The 15,261-nt window shown below is 50.7% G+C and carries 12 protein-coding genes; 6 read left to right on the top strand and 6 right to left on the bottom strand.

Annotated features, from left to right (window positions below; genetic code table 11):
• A partial coding sequence (locus H6G00_RS35055; protein WP_206757028.1) for a hypothetical protein occupies positions 1-226 on the top strand: 226 nt, incomplete at its 5' end.
• Positions 227-317: 91 nt separating this feature from the next.
• Here the strand turns inward: H6G00_RS35055 and H6G00_RS31985 are convergent.
• The 5 genes from H6G00_RS31985 to H6G00_RS31965 form a co-directional block, all read right to left on the bottom strand.
• Positions 318-2,894 (bottom strand): ATP-binding protein, encoded by a 2,577-nt coding sequence (locus tag H6G00_RS31985; RefSeq protein ID WP_190799826.1) that lies wholly within the window; start codon positions 2,892-2,894, stop codon positions 318-320.
• Positions 2,895-3,076: 182 nt separating this feature from the next.
• Entirely contained in the window at positions 3,077-4,615 is a 1,539-nt protein-coding gene (locus H6G00_RS31980) for a hypothetical protein (RefSeq protein ID WP_190799825.1), read from the bottom strand.
• A 151-nt stretch (positions 4,616-4,766) separates the two neighbouring features.
• Positions 4,767-6,335: a murein biosynthesis integral membrane protein MurJ gene (murJ, locus tag H6G00_RS31975; RefSeq protein WP_190682707.1), complete on the bottom strand. Its 1,569-nt coding sequence runs from the start codon at positions 6,333-6,335 to the stop codon at positions 4,767-4,769.
• A 68-nt stretch (positions 6,336-6,403) separates the two neighbouring features.
• Positions 6,404-7,444, bottom strand: coding sequence for an LD-carboxypeptidase (locus tag H6G00_RS31970; RefSeq protein ID WP_190799824.1), 1,041 nt, complete (start codon positions 7,442-7,444; stop codon positions 6,404-6,406).
• Positions 7,445-7,542: 98 nt separating this feature from the next.
• The gene (locus tag H6G00_RS31965) at positions 7,543-8,580 is read right to left on the bottom strand and encodes a diguanylate cyclase (RefSeq protein WP_190799823.1); all 1,038 of its coding nucleotides are present in this window, start codon (positions 8,578-8,580) and stop codon (positions 7,543-7,545) included.
• 439 nt (positions 8,581-9,019) lie between these two features.
• On the opposite strand from H6G00_RS31965, the gene H6G00_RS31960 reads away from it, so the two are divergent.
• Entirely contained in the window at positions 9,020-9,199 is a 180-nt protein-coding gene (locus H6G00_RS31960; protein WP_190799822.1) for a hypothetical protein, read from the top strand.
• Between the two features lie 103 nt (positions 9,200-9,302).
• Positions 9,303-11,936 carry an alanine--tRNA ligase gene (alaS, locus tag H6G00_RS31955; RefSeq protein ID WP_190799821.1) on the top strand — a complete coding sequence of 878 codons (2,634 nt, stop codon included), beginning with the start codon at positions 9,303-9,305 and terminating at the stop codon, positions 11,934-11,936.
• 122 nt (positions 11,937-12,058) lie between these two features.
• Here alaS and H6G00_RS31950 read toward each other — a convergent pair whose 3' ends face one another.
• Positions 12,059-13,507, bottom strand: a complete 1,449-nt coding sequence (locus H6G00_RS31950) for a PepSY domain-containing protein (protein WP_190799820.1) — start codon at positions 13,505-13,507, stop codon at positions 12,059-12,061.
• 172 nt (positions 13,508-13,679) lie between these two features.
• On the opposite strand from H6G00_RS31950, the gene H6G00_RS31945 reads away from it, so the two are divergent.
• The 3 genes from H6G00_RS31945 to H6G00_RS31935 all read left to right on the top strand — a co-directional run bounded on the left by H6G00_RS31945 (position 13,680) and on the right by H6G00_RS31935 (position 15,183).
• On the top strand, positions 13,680-14,099 hold the full coding sequence (locus H6G00_RS31945; RefSeq protein WP_190645316.1) for a BlaI/MecI/CopY family transcriptional regulator: 420 nt from the start codon (positions 13,680-13,682) through the stop codon (positions 14,097-14,099).
• Entirely contained in the window at positions 14,099-14,938 is an 840-nt protein-coding gene (locus H6G00_RS31940; protein WP_190799819.1) for a M56 family metallopeptidase, read from the top strand. The genes H6G00_RS31945 and H6G00_RS31940 overlap by 1 nt, the downstream gene beginning before the upstream one ends.
• Positions 14,939-15,024: 86 nt before the next feature.
• The gene (locus tag H6G00_RS31935) at positions 15,025-15,183 is read left to right on the top strand and encodes a hypothetical protein (RefSeq protein ID WP_190799818.1); all 159 of its coding nucleotides are present in this window, start codon (positions 15,025-15,027) and stop codon (positions 15,181-15,183) included.
• Positions 15,184-15,261 lie beyond the last annotated feature (78 nt).

The raw sequence follows: 15,261 nt of genomic DNA, 5'->3' as shown, positions 1-15,261 counted from the left end.
TTTAACCCTGTTAGTGCCCGCAGTAACCGGTCGTGGTTCAGCACTCGTTGGATGTCTAGCATCGTCTTATCTCGTCACTGTTCCCTATTCTCCCTTATTCCCCGACAGGTCTATTAGCTCAACCTCGCTCTCCAAAGTTGAAGCTTCAGAACTGGCACAAGGGCGATCGCCCCTCTTTTTCCCTTCTTTCCTTCCCTCTGCCACAATAGAACCACCACTCAACTAAGGGCACCCTAAAACGTAGTAGCAATGATCAAAGGCTTCATAGACGCTGAATGAGTGATGCAAGCTACCAAGCACAACGCCTAGACCCTTTCTCAAACCTTCTCTAAATGCTCTAAGTGTTTAGGCAACGAGAAATAGAAAGTAGCACCATTGCCAACTTCTGCTTCTGCCCAAACCTGTCCTCCGTGTCGATAAATGATGCGTTGAACATTGGCAAGCCCAATCCCTGTTCCCTTAAATTGAGAGTCACTGTGTAAGCGTTGAAATACTCCAAATAGTTTGTGGGAATATTGCATATCAAACCCAACACCGTTGTCTTTGACAAAAAACACGAACTTGTGAGGATCATCTACACTGCCGACTGTAATTTGGGCTTCATCGCAAAGGAAGGTATATTTCACAGCATTTTCCAACAAGTTGCGAACCACAAGGCGGATCATGTTCAAATCGCCTTGAATTTGAGGTAAGGGTTCAACTTGCCAATGGATGGTTCGTTCGGTAGTGTCTCGCTCTAGTTCGCGCTTGATTTCATCGACTAGGATATTCATGTCGATCGCCATATAGCGCAGTTCGGCTCGTCCCATGCGAGAAAATGATAATAGGTCATCGACTAGCTGCCCTGCATATCGAGCCGTGTCAGCAATGGTGTTTAGATAGCGCACGCTCGTTTCGTCCAAGGTGCCAGCGACTCGCTTGTGCAGCAGTTCAACAAAGCCGTTGATGTGGCGAAAAGGTGCCCGCAGGTCGTGGGAAACCGAGTAGGAAAAGGATTCTAACTCTTTGTTAGCCAGTTCTAGCTGAGTCGTACGTTCCTGCACTCGCTGTTCGAGGGTGGCATTAAACTGTCGGATTTCGGCTTCGGCGCGATCGCGCTCCAAAGTTCGCTCGAATAGGCGATCGCGCATTTGTCCAAATACGGTTGAGAGGTATGAGATTTCGGTAATTCGACTCTGGGGTAGGGGTGCCCTCATATCTTCTGCTGCCAGTTGACCTGCGGCATAAGCTAAGGTCATCAGCGGTTGAGTTAACCAATGAGCTACCTGAACGCCAAACACAACTGCGGCGATCGCCATCAAAAACAGGATTCCAATATCTGTGTTGCGCCGACTGTGAACCCCCGCTAACGCACTTGCAGCAGGACGATCAACCACCACGCCCCAGCCCAAATCCGGAACCTGAGCATAGCCTGCTAACCGCCATTCAGCTTCATTCCAATAGCGCAGCCCATTCGAGAAAGTATCGCTGGTTGCCAATAGATGGGCAACGGGTGGAACTTGGGAGTAATCAGTAAAGGATGCAACCAATTCAGCATCAGGATGAGCAATGATACGTCCTTGTCCATCCACTAAGTAAGCTTCGAGGTCAGAGCTAATACTGGTTCGAGTAAGCTGAGCAGCGACGCGTGTTGATTCAATTGCACCTGTTGCGATTCCGACAAGTTGATTGGTTGGCGTTTGAATGGGAACCGCAAAGGCAAACAGAGGGCGCTGGAGAAGTCTGCCAATCCGAATGTCTAGTTTAGGGGTTCTCGTGCGCCGAATGTCCTCATATAGCGGCAAGTCGGCAATGGAGGGTCCGGGTGCCCGATTGTCACTGCGGGCGATCGCATTTCCAGCCGCATCGTACGTAGCCAGCACAACTATGTCTGGATAAAGCTGATTAAACTGCTCTAGAAACGCTTGCTGCTGTGTCGCAGAACGAGATAACAGATTGGATTGAATTGCCAGTGACCGTACCGCTGCCTCATGCAGATTAATGTAATTGGTTACATTTTCAGCTAATGTGCTGGCTAAAGTTTGCTGGAGAACTAGCGATCGGCTGATTGTATTTTGTTCCTCTAAGTGCGTTGCAACTGCAACCGTCAACAGCAAGGGAATCGTGACCACGCCAACCAGAACGAGCGTTAGCCGTGTTCGTAAGGAGGCAGGATCAAAGCGGTGGAGGTACAGGCTGAGCCAGGGTAATACGGCTAGCGGAGTTGCTAACCCGCCGTGATAAATTACGGAGTTCCAGTTGGATAACCCCAGTCCAATCATCCAGGCCCAAATTACAGCCCCAATGAAGCCATGCGCCAGGTTGAAAAGCAAACGGGGAGGACGAGGATGAAGATAAACCCCAATTAGGAGCAACCCGCCGACAATATACCCGGCTCCATAAATCGGCAGGTAAGAACGGGTAGCATCATAGAAACTTGCACCCAGCTGTTGATTGAGTGGCGGCAAACAGTTGAGTCCATGCAAAATTACTCTAACTGCCATTGTGATCGCAAATAGATCAATCGCTTTGGACGGGGAGTCAGACCGGAAAGGGCGATCGCCAGTGCGAGGCAAAAACGGTGCCACAAGCGTTCCTAGCGCCATCGTGCTATAGCCCGTCACACCAGTCCAGGTTCCGCTTAGGAATGGACCAACTGCCGATAGAAAGAAGGCACTCGCAGCCAGCCCATGAGCAAAGAGCAGCCATCGGCGTTTGGGCATCAGTACGGCAACGGTAATCAGTGCAATTCCACCGATCGCCTGAAGCAACGCCAACCGAAAGAACTGCGACTGAATAAACACAAAGACAGTCATGTCTAGCTGGTGTGGCACCATGAGCATGACGATTCCGCGCAAGATCAGAAAAACGCCGAAGATCCATTGCAGCGTCTCGATTCGGAATGCTCGTTTCATCACGACCTCACCAGCACTGATCGCCCCCTCAGAAGTTGGCTAACCTGATTGTAAGGGGTTGGATCAGGGCAGCGACAGTTAGACCATTTTTACCAAAACAAGCTACAGGGGAAAGGGTCGTTTCGCGAAACGACCCTACAGGGAACTCCAGCATCACAGGTAGCTTTGTATCAAACCGTGACCTAGCGGAGTTGGCAAAATTTGCGATCGCGATCGGACTGCGGCTCTTGCCAGGAATAGGCAAAGTGGCTCATGGAATTGATCTGTGGGGCAACCTGCCGAATTGCCTGCATCTGTGCTTCCAGGGAAGGGCGATTACTCACCGCCTGTCCCCAGGTGCCTGCTAGGACAGGGCTGATTCGGGTGCCGGGAGGTGCCTGGGACGTGACTCGCTGCACTAGAGAAGTGATACAAGACGTGTTATTGCCGCCGCAAACCCCGTAGGACATGGGGTGCCATTCCAGACTGCTAGAGAACCGATCCCAGGGCTGAAGGCGAGAATCATACCCCTGCCCAATCGTCTGGTTAGCGTCGGGGAAGAACACTGCCCCAGCTGGAATTCCCTGGCGCTGTACGGGCAAGGCCGCCATAGCGAGAAAATCCAGTACACCCTGGATCGCATGAGCAACGGTCAACCGCCAAAGCTGCGATTGAATGATAGGGCGACGTTCTCCTGACGTGGCAGTAGGTGAGTAATAATTTAGCTCTCGCCCTTGCCACAGCGGTTCACCTTCGGTGGGGTAGAGGCTGTCCAGCGAGTCTAAATCAGAAGCATTGATGTAGCCTCGGCTAATGTAGCGGCGAATTAGCTCCCGCCCCTTCTGATTGAGTGCCCGGTTGTAAAGAGCCTGCTGAGCCGCTGAACCGTAGATCCACAAATCCTGAACGCGGCTGGCTACCGATGCAGGACCTGTGCCTCTGGGATAGCGCACATAGTCAAACAACACCCCGTCAGGACGGCGCTGAACCACTGCCTGCACCAGGGCGTAATAGTCTTGCTTAGCACGGTTGTTGTAAGGGTCAACAAATGTTTCTTCGGAGCTGATTGCGCCAACGTCGGAGTTTAAACCCGCTGCAGTGTTGAAGTTGAGGCTAGTTTGCCCGTAGCCATTGATCGCTAGAAGCTGCTCCGCTCCAGGGCGCTGGGCGTACGAGTAGCCAAAGTTCATCATAAACATCCAGGCGTAGACTTTTAGCCCGCGTTCTTGCCCCTTGGCGATCGCCTCTGCCAATAAATCCACATCTTCATGACCGGGTGTGCGAATCGTGGACGGCCAGGGAGTCCGGTTTTGTGACTGCGGCAGCAACACCTGACCGTTATAAAACACTTCGACGTAAACCTGGTTATAGCCCCGGTTGACCATGCGATCGAGGATGTCTTCTAGCACTCCCTCCTGAGCATCACAGGGGTAAAGTCGAATCCAGATTGCCTGATTTTTCAGCCAGCTTTGGTTGCGGCAGCGACGGATTTGTTCGGCGTGTTCGTCGAGCAGGTCTTTGTAGCGGTTTCGAGCCTCGCGATCGCCTCCTATTGCCTCTTCCCGCAGTTCACTTTTTTCAGCAATTTCGTCGGCTGGCAGTTGGCAGTAGGGGGAAGTCTGTGCCTGCGATCGCCCCATCCAAGCAAACGGACTGAGCAAACTACTGACCAACATCATTAAAAACAGTCCGCTGTAAGCAAGTTTACGACGCTGTACAGACGATTGGGGACGCACAATCATGAGACGATTCAATACTCCTTCAATGGTTTCACAGGCTCGATGGAAACCCTGATGTCATAGCAGCATGTGCAACAGTGCAATAGTGTAGCAGGGTAATGGGAAGGACTCCTAGCTTACTGTTCAATTTCATCCATAATTCATCCGGCGATTTCTACGATCGCCCAAACTTTTGCCGGAGCCGATTCATAAACAAATCCACCTCTGGCAAGCCCAGCCGAGTTGCAAGTAGGGCAAAAACTCCCAGACCTGCTAATCCAGCGATGCTCAGATTGATCAATTGAATCAATAGCCCCTCTGTCCCCAATAGGGATTGAAGACCCCACAGTGCCGCCCAGGACACAACCCCCGCCAAAATGCTACCTGCTGCCAACCCTGAAATCGGTAAACCTGTTTCTCGCCAAGGCAACCCCCGCAGACGACGATTGAGCACCCAAAGCAAAGCTGCCATTGACACAAGATTCACGCCTACCGTTGCCAGGGCTAAACCTGCGGCTCCAAACTGCTTGGTAAAGAGGAAACAGAAAACCGCATTCAGCAACAGTCCCCAAAGGCTGACCTTAAACGGCGTATTGCCATCCCCCAACCCGTAAAACACGCGCACCAAGACATCTCTTCCCAGATAAAAGAACATGCCAACCGCATACGCCAGCAGCACCGATGCCACAAGTTGAGAATCTTGCTGGGTAAACTGCTGCCGCTCATAGACAATCCTTACCGCAGGCAGCGCCAGCACCGCCAACAGTGCGCCGACGGGCATCATGGTAAAAGCAGTCAAGACTAGGCTTTGACGAATTCGCTGCTTTAGCTCTCCCCAATTTTCGGGCGCTGCCAGTTTAGAGAAAATTGGCATATACGGCACCAAAATCACATTGGAGAGAATACCCAGCGGCGTGAGAAACAGAAGTTGAGCATAGCCCAGTGCCGAAGCTGCCCCGACCGGAAGCTGAGAAGCAAACAGCAAGCTGATGTAAACGCTAATCAGCAGCATTCCAGAGGAAAGAGTAGCTGGCCCCATCAGTCGCCAAATTTCATCCAGTCCGGGCTGCTTTAGGTTAAACCGCAGCCTCAGCGTCCCCATACCTGCTCTCCACTGAGTGGGAATTTGCACCAGCCATTGCAAAATTGCGCCCGCTAAAGTTCCCCACGCCAGCACAACTGCGCCATATTCATCAGAAAAAAACCAAACTCCGATGATTACAGTAACGCTAGAAAATAGCGGACTGACAGACGGCAGCCAGTAGTGATCAGCGGCATTGAGCGTGCCAAAGCCAATCCCAATTAGCCCTGAGAAGACGGCTAGGGGAGCCATGATGCGGAATTGCTCGACAGCGATCGCCTTCACCTCAGGGGTCGTTCCCGGTGCGATCAGTTGAATCAACGGATCGGCAAATATCATCAGAAAAATCGTCACCAGCAGCAGCAACCCACCGACTAAGGTCGTCACTGTCTCGATCAGCGGTTCGGCTTCCTCTTTCGGTCGTTTTGCCAGCACGCTGATGATCGAACTGTGGAATGGGCCGTTGATGCCGCCCAGCAGCACAAACAAAAAGCCGGGGATCACGTAAGCATAGTTGTAGGCATCAACAGCAGCGCCCACCCCAAAGGCAGCGGCGATCGCCTGTTGACGCACTAGTCCAAAGACCTTGCTGATCAGGGTGGCGATCGCCACAATTCCGGCAATTCCCGCCAGAGAGCGAGCAGGTTTTTTGATCTCAGTCACAAAAACTCGTACACCACGTAAAGAGCTTCACCTATTTAAGCGTGAATTGAGCCAGCACTTGCGTAAACTCACACAACCGCTGCTTCCAGCATCTCAATCGTGCCTCGGTCTGCATCGATCGCCACCTCTAGCCCGATAGGCAACGTCAAAATTGTCTCCAAATGCCCGATCGTAGCCCCATACCAGGCTGGAATTCCTAAGGGCTGAATGTGTCCCCAAATTACTTCTTCCAGCGTCAAGGAGCCATAGCTTTCGTCGGGAGTGCAGTTCGTGCATTGCCCAAAAATCAGACCCGATAGGCGATCGAATACCCCCGCAAGTTTGAGATGCGTGATCATTCGATCGATGCGGTAGATGTTTTCGCCGATGTCCTCTAAAAACAGGATGGCACCTTCCAGGTTGGGCATATAGGGAGAGCCAACGATCCCTGAAATGACCGACAGATTGCCGCCGATTAACTTACCCTGCGCTTGACCAGGGGTGATGATCTGGAGACGGTATCGCGTTTGCATCAGGCGATCGCCATCATCCCCATCGACCAGATTCTCAAAAGTGACTCTTTCTGCATTAAACAGCACTCGCCTGAAAAAATCCGTTTGCGCGGTTCGCCAGCCCGATAGCCCATTTGGCCCATGAAACGTCACTAGTCCACTTTGAGCAGACACTCCCAAAATCAGCGCCGTAATGTCACTGAAGCCAATTAAAATCTTCGGGTTCTGGCGAATCAAATCATAGTCCAAATAGGGCAACATGCGGCTACAGCCCCAGCCACCCCGAATTGGCAGCAGCATTGCTATCTCTGGGTCAGCAAAAAACTGATTCACATCTTCAGCCCGATCCTGGTCTTGTCCAGCCAGGTAGCCATATCGGTCAAACAGGTGTGGGGCGAGCCGGGGAACTAGTCCTAGCCCCCGTACTGCATCCATCACAATCTCGACATCTTCCCGCACAAATGTAGCGCTAGCAGGGCTGATGAGTCCGACGACCGCTCCAGGCTGCAAGCGGGTAGGTTTTGCTGCTGCCGCTGCTAATCCTGCTTTGGGGTGGGCGGTCGCCGATAAAGCTGCCGTTGCAGCCGCCGTTTTAAGAAAAGCGCGTCGAGAAAGCATGGAGGGGAAGGGGAAGTAATGCTTAGCAAGTTTATAGCATTTGGGGAATGCCGTTCGCATTCACAAGTCAACTCCCTACTTCGTACAGTAGCCCCTCCTCACTCTCCCTCTTCGCTCACCACTCGATTGCGTCCAAGCGATTTTGCTTTGAGCAAATTGCGGTCTGCCCTTTCCAAAAGGCTAATTCCCTTGGTGTCGTCGCTGTCTAATAAAGAGGCAGCACCCACGCTAACGGTAATGGTCAAGTTGAGGGTATCGCTAATGTTGAAAGGCTGGTTAGCCATAAGACGGCAAAGACGTTGAGCAATTAAGCCAGCTTCTTGAAAGCCTGTGTCGCTCAAAATCACGACAAATTCTTCACCACCATAGCGAAAGGGCGTGTCGTAAAACCGTAGGTTATGTCTCAGACGAGCTGACAACAATTGCAGGGCGCGATCGCCCACTAAATGACCATAGCTATCGTTGATTGTCTTAAAAAAGTCCACGTCCAGCATGATCAGGCTGATTGGCATTTCTCGCGCCCTAGAGTTGTGAATTTGGCGCGGCAGCTCCCACTCAAAGGCACGACGATTGTTTAACTCAGTCAGGGGATCGGAAAGGGCGATCGCTGACAGCAAATCATTCGTCCTCATCAATTCTCGGTGGTTTTGCACCCGTCGCAGTCCAGCCCGAATTTGGGCGCAAAACAAGCGCTTTTGTTTGGCGATCGCATCATTTAAGCTTCGGGTCTGCAATTCTTCGAACGATTCTGAGTCGAATTGATCGAGCGCCAAATTTAGACAAGCATCAGCCCCAGACTCTAGTGCTTTTGCTTTGGAGTCCAGAGCCTTCAGCTTTGATTCCAAATCTAATTGTGCAGGTGGGTTTCCTAGCGCTGCGACTCCGCCCCAATTTGCAACAAGGATGCAGTAAATCCAAGCCAGTCGGCTTTGGTCCTTAATTTGCTGACAAAGCTCAAGCGTGTCTGGTTGTTCTGCTTGCATCACTAGCAAATCAGGTTGTTGAGCCTGAATCAACGGCATTGCTTCGTTTGGATCAGATGCAACCTCTACCGTAAAAGCAGCAACCTGCTGAACCAGAGCAATAAAGGTTGTGAGAAAACTGTTGCCCCCAACTACAAGAATCGAAGCATTCATTGATAAACGACGAGCCTGCTTTAAAGATTAGGATTGTACTTGAAGTGAACCTCTGATCGATCGCTCAAATATTTGAAGATATGAGGGCTCATGCTTCTTAACCTGGCGGTCTGCACGTAGTGGGGAAACTACTCAAACACGAGAAGTTGCATCTTTGGGCAGCAAATCTGACAACAGGGAGGTTAGCTGTTGCTCAAATTGACTCAATCAACAGGCTTAGTCAAATGCGACTTTGCATGTCCAAGTGTACCCACAGTTCAACTAGCTACGCGCAAGCCGGGAAGAATTTCTGAATCTTGTAGGATCTTTATGAGAGTTGTCATAATTCCTCAGAGTTTTCCTGGAAGTTGGGTAGGTGCGGTGCTTCCTGCGGGGATCGAAACTTTCTCCTGTACAGAGTCCTGCAAAAACTAAGGGGCTTCGCATAGGTGCTAGCACTATGGTCATCATCAAGCAGCTTTATCAGAAACGGGGAAGGACTCTCCCGGTTGTTATTCTGTCCGCTGAGTTTGCAGCCATTGAGTTTGCAGTTCTCAAAAAACTTAATTTGCAGCGAACTTGCCGGAACTCTGTGGTAGGCTTTGTCGAATCTCGCGCCATGATTGAGAATAGAGAATAGGTTCTTAAGTATTGCTAAGAACAATGGCAGATGCCAAATTCCAGATTCTTAGCAACCGTGATGTAAAGTGCCATAAGCATTTCAGCCTGAAGCAAGTATCCCCATGTTGACCTACCTAAGCGGCGCTCAAATTCGACAAACGTTCATCGACTTCTACGCAGAACGGGCACATCAGGTGTTGCCCAGCGCCTCGCTGGTGCCCGAGGACCCGACGGTGCTGCTGACGATCGCCGGGATGCTGCCCTTCAAGCCGATTTTCTTGGGGCAGCGTCAGGCTGAGTTTAACCGAGCGGTGACAGCGCAAAAGTGCATTCGCACCAACGATATTGAGAATGTCGGGCGAACGGCGCGGCACCAGACTTTCTTTGAAATGCTAGGTAATTTTAGCTTTGGCGATTACTTCAAGGAGAAGGCGATCGCTTGGGCATGGGAGCTATCGACTCAAGTGCTAGGCTTTCCACCAGAGCGGGTAGTGGTTAGCGTATTTCGGGAAGATGACGAAGCTTTTGCGATCTGGCGCGACCAGATCGGCATCCCGGCGCACCGAATCCAGCGCATGGATGAGAAAGACAACTTCTGGAACTCTGGACCCACCGGACCCTGCGGTCCTTGCTCAGAATTGTATTACGACTTCCATCCAGAACTGGGCGACGACCACATCGACTTGGAAGATGACACACGCTTCATTGAGTTCTATAACCTCGTGTTTATGCAGTACAACCAGGATGCTGAAGGCAACCTGACTCCACTGCAAAACCAAAATATTGACACAGGAATGGGACTGGAGCGAGTCGCGCAAATTCTCCAGCAGGTCCCCAATAACTACGAAACCGACCTAATTTTTCCGATTGTCAAAAAGGCGGCTGAGATTGCTGGGATCGACTACGCCAAAAGCGATGAATCAACCAAAGTTTCGCTGAAAGTAATTGGCGACCACGTGCGAGCAGTGATGCACATGATCGCCGATGGCATTTCTGCGTCAAACTTGGGTCGTGGCTATGTGCTGCGTCGGTTGATTCGGCGGGTGGTACGACATGGGCGGCTGATTGGTATCGACAAGCCATTTATTAATGAGGTGACAGAGGTGGCGATCGCCATCTCCGAGGAGGCTTATCCCGGTGTGCGGGCGCGAGAAAAAGCAATTCAAGCAGAACTGCTACTGGAAGAATCCCGCTTCCTGGAAACCCTAGATCGGGGCGAAAAGCTGCTGTCAGAAATTTTGACGCGGGTAGAAAAGTCCGGCAAAGAAATCTCTGGTCACGATGCTTTCGTCCTGTATGACACCTACGGTTTTCCTCTGGAGCTGACCCAGGAAGTGGCTGAGGAACGGGGACTGACGGTAGACGTAGCAGGATTTGAGACAGAAATGGAGCAGCAGCGGCAGCGATCCCAGGCTGCCCACGAAACGATTGATCTAACAGTGCAGGGCACGCTAGACAAACTGGCAGAAAGCCTGAACGAAACTGCATTCCTGGGCTATACCCAATTTTCGGGTGGGGCTGAAGTGAAGGTGCTGCTGGTGCAGGGTAAGTCAGTCGAGGCGGCTGAGGCAGGCACCGAAGTGCAGATCGTGCTGGACCAAACGCCTTTCTACGCTGAGTCAGGTGGACAAATTGGCGATCGCGGCTATCTCAGCGGCGACACCGTTGTGGTGCGAGTCGAGGATGTGAAAAAAGAAGGGGCGCTGTTTGTCCACTTTGGCAAAGTTGAGCGAGGAACAGTGCAGGTGGGCGATCGCGTCACTGCTCAAATTGACCTCGCCTGCCGCCGTCGCGCTCAGGCAAACCACACCGCAACTCATTTGCTCCAAGCAGCACTGAAAAAGCTGGTGGATGACTCGATTTCCCAGGCAGGTTCCCTAGTGGCATTCGATCGCCTGCGATTTGACTTTAACTGCCCTCGTCCGCTCACGCCAGAAGAAATTCAGCAGGTAGAGGAGCAAGTTAACACCTGGATTTCGGAAGCACACGCGGCTCATATCAGCATTTTGCCGATCGCTGAGGCAAAGGCAAAAGGGGCGATCGCTATGTTTGGCGAGAAATATGGCGACGAAGTGCGGGTGCTAGACTTTCCCGGTGTCTCGATGGAGCTGTGCGGTGGCACCCACGTGAGTAACACGGCTGAAATTGGCGTGTTTAAAATCGTCTCAGAGTCGGGCGTAGCCGCAGGGATTCGCCGCATCGAAGCGGTGGCTGGCCCGGCGGTGCTGGATTATTTGAATGTGCGCGATCAGGTCGTGCGGGAGCTGGGCGATCGCTTCAAAGCAAAGCCAGAAGAACTGCCCGAACGGATTACTGCCCTGCAAACCGAACTGAAGACGACGCAAAAGCAACTTGATCAGCTTAAGGGAGAACTTGCCCTGGCAAAATCTGACCAACTGCTGGGGCAAGCTGTTTCCGTCGGTTCTTTCAAACTGCTCGTTGCAGAACTAGAAGGCGTTGACCCAGATTCTCTCAAAACCGTTGCCGAACGCCTCTTGCAAAAGCTGGGGGACGGTGCTGTTGTATTAGGTTCCGTTCCTGAAGCCGAAAAAGTGAGTTTGGTCGCGGCTTTCAGCAAAGGTGTAAACGATAAAGGTTTGCAGGCAGGGAAGTTTATCGGGGCGATCGCCAAACTCTGTGGTGGTGGTGGTGGCGGCCGACCCAATCTAGCCCAAGCAGGCGGGCGCGATCCAAGCAAACTAGCCGAAGCACTGGCTGCTGCTCGTCAACAGTTAGAGTCAGCTTTGAGCCAGTAGAGTTACCTTGCTGAATCTGCAGTGATATTGCCGTTACTCTTTAAGCTGTAGCTATAGCCATACGGATTAGGATAAAAGGGCACAGGGTTAAGCCCTGTGCCCTTTTATCCTAGTAAACGGACTCAGTTAAAAACTCGCTTGAGTGCAGGAATGCGGGACAACAAAAAATAGTCCAACAGCAACACGACCACTAGCGAAAGCCCAACTAGAGGAAATGCTAGTCCTAGAATGGCAACAATTGCGAGTGGAGTTTGCCAATTCTGCACATGCGGCGGCATGGCTGGAGCGCCGATTAACCCAGATTCTTGGGGACGGCGCTGCCACCACATCACGGCTCCTGTGATTGAAAGCAACATCACAATCAATGCTGCAATTAGCATTAGCAATTGGTTTGCCAATCCAAAATACCTTCCCATATGAATCGCGGTTCCCATTTCTACCGCCTTGGGAACCAGTCCATAATCTCTCCATCGCACATCTGCTAACACGTCGCCACTGTATTGATCGATGTGCATTGTCACTTCCTGAGTCGGATCGTTGGGAAACGCTGAGACCGTATACACGCTCGTTTCTCCTTCAGGCAGAGCCACACTAAAGCTAGGAGGCGCACCCTCTGCTTGGGCTAACGCAATTACAAAGTCAAGATTGACCGGAGTGCCAGCGGCAATGCCATCTTGAAAAGTTGGAGAATCTGCATCGCCATGACCGGAGTGATTATTATGTTCGGATGCAGTAGATTGAGGCATTGGTAGTTGTTCGACTGCCCAGGGCACAACTTGTCCCTGTTGGTTGAGTGAGCCCGTCAATACCGTTGATTTGGGAATGTCATCCCACATTTGGGCTGGAAACTGTGCGTACACTTGAGCAAAAGTTTCTCCCCAAAAACCAGTCCAGGGTAAACCTGTAAGAATCAGAAAACTAATTAAAAGAATGCCATAAAACCCTAGAACAGCATGTAAGTCTCGCCAAAACACACGCTTATTCTTGCTCCATAGACGGGGAACCAGGGTTCCTAATACGGAGAACTGATGGCGTGGCAACCACAAGTACAATCCCGAAATTAACAATACCAAGCCCCAACAGGCAGCCAACTCAACTAAATAATCTCCTAGCTTGCCCATCAGTAACTCGCCGTGAATCTTACGAGCGATCGCCTGGAGATTGCGGTTCTCATCGCGATCGCCTAGCACTTTCCCAGTATAAGGATCTACAAAGATCATGAGATTACGGTCATCAGCCGTCGTTAACAGCACTTCAGTGCTGCGGTTAGGTGCAATATTGGGCGTAATTTGAGTCACTATCGCATCAGGATATGACTGTTGAACGGACTGTAACTGCTTGGTGTAAGACAGTGCAATTGTATGAGACTGCACAAACATTAAGTTGTGATATAAGGCAGTGTCTAGCTGAGGTTTGAAAAGATAAATAATACCTGTTGCTGCCAGAATGAGCATAAAGGGGATCACAAACAGTCCAGCGTAGAAGTGCCAACGCCAGACAGTGCGGTAAAACCGATTGCCAAGAGATGGTAGGGTTGAGGGCTGATTGAGATCTGCTGAGGATTCGCTCATGTCTGGTGTCTTTTGCTAAAAGTAGAGGCGTGATGAATATGCCCTACAACTGAGAATGCTGTCAAAAGACGCTCTGTCAAACATAACAACCACTTACAGATAGTTTGTCGTACTTGACCATCAATTCTGATATGCGGTGTACACTACTCTCAAGTTTGAATTCTTATTACCCATGTCACCCCTGCCTGACCATCGCCCTAAACAACTTACATTGGGTTCACTAGAAAGTGAAATCTTGAGTATTCTTTGGGAACTTGAATCTGCAACCGTCAAGGAGATTCACGATCGCATTCTATCTGACCCCGATCGCGAACTTGCCCAAGCCTCTGTTACGACTGTTTTAAATCGTTTAGCGCAGAAAGGTTGGGTTGTTTGCCATAAGCAGGAAAGAGCTTTTCAGTGGCAACCTCGGATATCTCAAGAAGAAGCCAGAGTGCTACAAGCTCATGCCCAACTGAATCGGTTTTTAGCGGTAAGCGATCCAGACACAGTTGCAGCGTTTGCAGATAGCTTGGATGTAGCAAGCTTAGACCAAATTGAGGCGATCGCTGAACGTATTCGCGCTGCACGACAAGCTAAGAAGGAGCAGTAATGCATCTAAACATCATCCTGCTGGCAGTAAGCACGACGGTACTAATCAGGCTTTTCTGGTGCCGCTCTTCAGGCACTTGGGCTGATCGTTGGCAACAGGCTTTAGGTGCGTTCCTTTTTCCACCTATTCTATTGCTGACGACAATCATCACTGTTTTTAGCATGGGACACCACGGCACGATGTTGTGGCATTCAGTCGGTTGGGTAGGGTGTCACATTGCTTTAGGATTTCTCACCATTACAGGAATATCTCTTGCTTACCTTTTGGGGCAGCAATGGCGATCGCTCCAGCAGTCTCGCTCACTCCAGTTAACGACAATTGCAGGGAGAACGGGACGAGTTTTAGAAACCCCTGCTTTATTTGCCGCTCAAGTTGGTTTTTGGAGTTCTGAGTTAGTGGTGAGTCAGGGATTACTACAATCTCTTCAAGAGGAGCAGATTGAGGCAGTCCTAAACCATGAAGAAGCTCATGCTTACTACCACGATACTTTCTATTTCTTCTGGTTAAACTGGATTCGTCAATTGACCTTTTGGCTTCCTAAAACTGAGTCTCTCTGGCAAGAACTATTACTGTTACGGGAACTTCGAGCAGATCACTGGGCAGCACAACGGGTAGATGCTCTGACGTTAGCAGAAGTTCTTGTATTAGTCGTGCGATCGGCTTCTGCTTTTCCTAATGATTATTGTGCTGCGTTTTATGATACAACTGCTGCAACTCGATTAGAGGAACGAATTGATTTCCTTTTGACTCAGCCGGAAATCAATAAAAGTCAATGTCAGTTTTGGGTTTGGTTCCTTCCGACAACCTTACCTGTGTTGGCAATGTCACTTCATCATTGATTGAATACCGCTTCTACATTAACGAGTTCGGTACGGGCTGCCTCAATGTCATAAACGATCAAGTGTAAACTTGAGTAGGGTTACTGATGCTTTCACAGCAGAATGTAGAAATGTCGCAACCTGTCGTTGTCGGGTTTCAGCACTGGCATTCTCAACCAATTGAGACGATCTCAGCACAGCCCCTACCCAGTGTTGGGTATGCCAAAACGCGGCTCATCCCAGCTTTTGGTGATCTTAGGGCATGATCAAGATATCTCCCCTTGAGGATTTCAAAGGACGTGGAATTCCTTCGACATTTTCTGCCAGATACCCAACAAATTCAC

Origin of the sequence: Leptolyngbya sp. FACHB-541 (genome assembly GCF_014695875.1) — a bacterium.
In the GTDB taxonomy this organism is placed as follows: Bacteria; Cyanobacteriota; Cyanobacteriia; order Elainellales; family Elainellaceae; genus JAAUTN01.
The sequence above is the reverse complement of the archived record's forward strand: the minus strand, read 5'-3'. Positions and strand labels throughout refer to the sequence as shown.

Excerpts from the sequence above, each read along its gene's own strand:
- H6G00_RS31985 (WP_190799826.1), bottom strand. The coding sequence starts at position 2,894 with ATGAAACGAGCATTCCGAATCGAGACGCTGCAATGGATCTTCGGCGTT.
- H6G00_RS31980 (WP_190799825.1), bottom strand. The coding sequence starts at position 4,615 with ATGATTGTGCGTCCCCAATCGTCTGTACAGCGTCGTAAACTTGCTTAC.
- H6G00_RS31970 (WP_190799824.1), bottom strand. The coding sequence starts at position 7,444 with ATGCTTTCTCGACGCGCTTTTCTTAAAACGGCGGCTGCAACGGCAGCT.
- H6G00_RS31965 (WP_190799823.1), bottom strand. The coding sequence starts at position 8,580 with ATGAATGCTTCGATTCTTGTAGTTGGGGGCAACAGTTTTCTCACAACC.
- H6G00_RS31960 (WP_190799822.1), top strand. The coding sequence starts at position 9,020 with ATGGTCATCATCAAGCAGCTTTATCAGAAACGGGGAAGGACTCTCCCG.
- alaS (WP_190799821.1), top strand. The coding sequence starts at position 9,303 with ATGTTGACCTACCTAAGCGGCGCTCAAATTCGACAAACGTTCATCGAC.
- H6G00_RS31950 (WP_190799820.1), bottom strand. The coding sequence starts at position 13,507 with ATGAGCGAATCCTCAGCAGATCTCAATCAGCCCTCAACCCTACCATCT.
- H6G00_RS31945 (WP_190645316.1), top strand. The coding sequence starts at position 13,680 with ATGTCACCCCTGCCTGACCATCGCCCTAAACAACTTACATTGGGTTCA.
- H6G00_RS31940 (WP_190799819.1), top strand. The coding sequence starts at position 14,099 with ATGCATCTAAACATCATCCTGCTGGCAGTAAGCACGACGGTACTAATC.
- H6G00_RS31935 (WP_190799818.1), top strand. The coding sequence starts at position 15,025 with ATGCTTTCACAGCAGAATGTAGAAATGTCGCAACCTGTCGTTGTCGGG.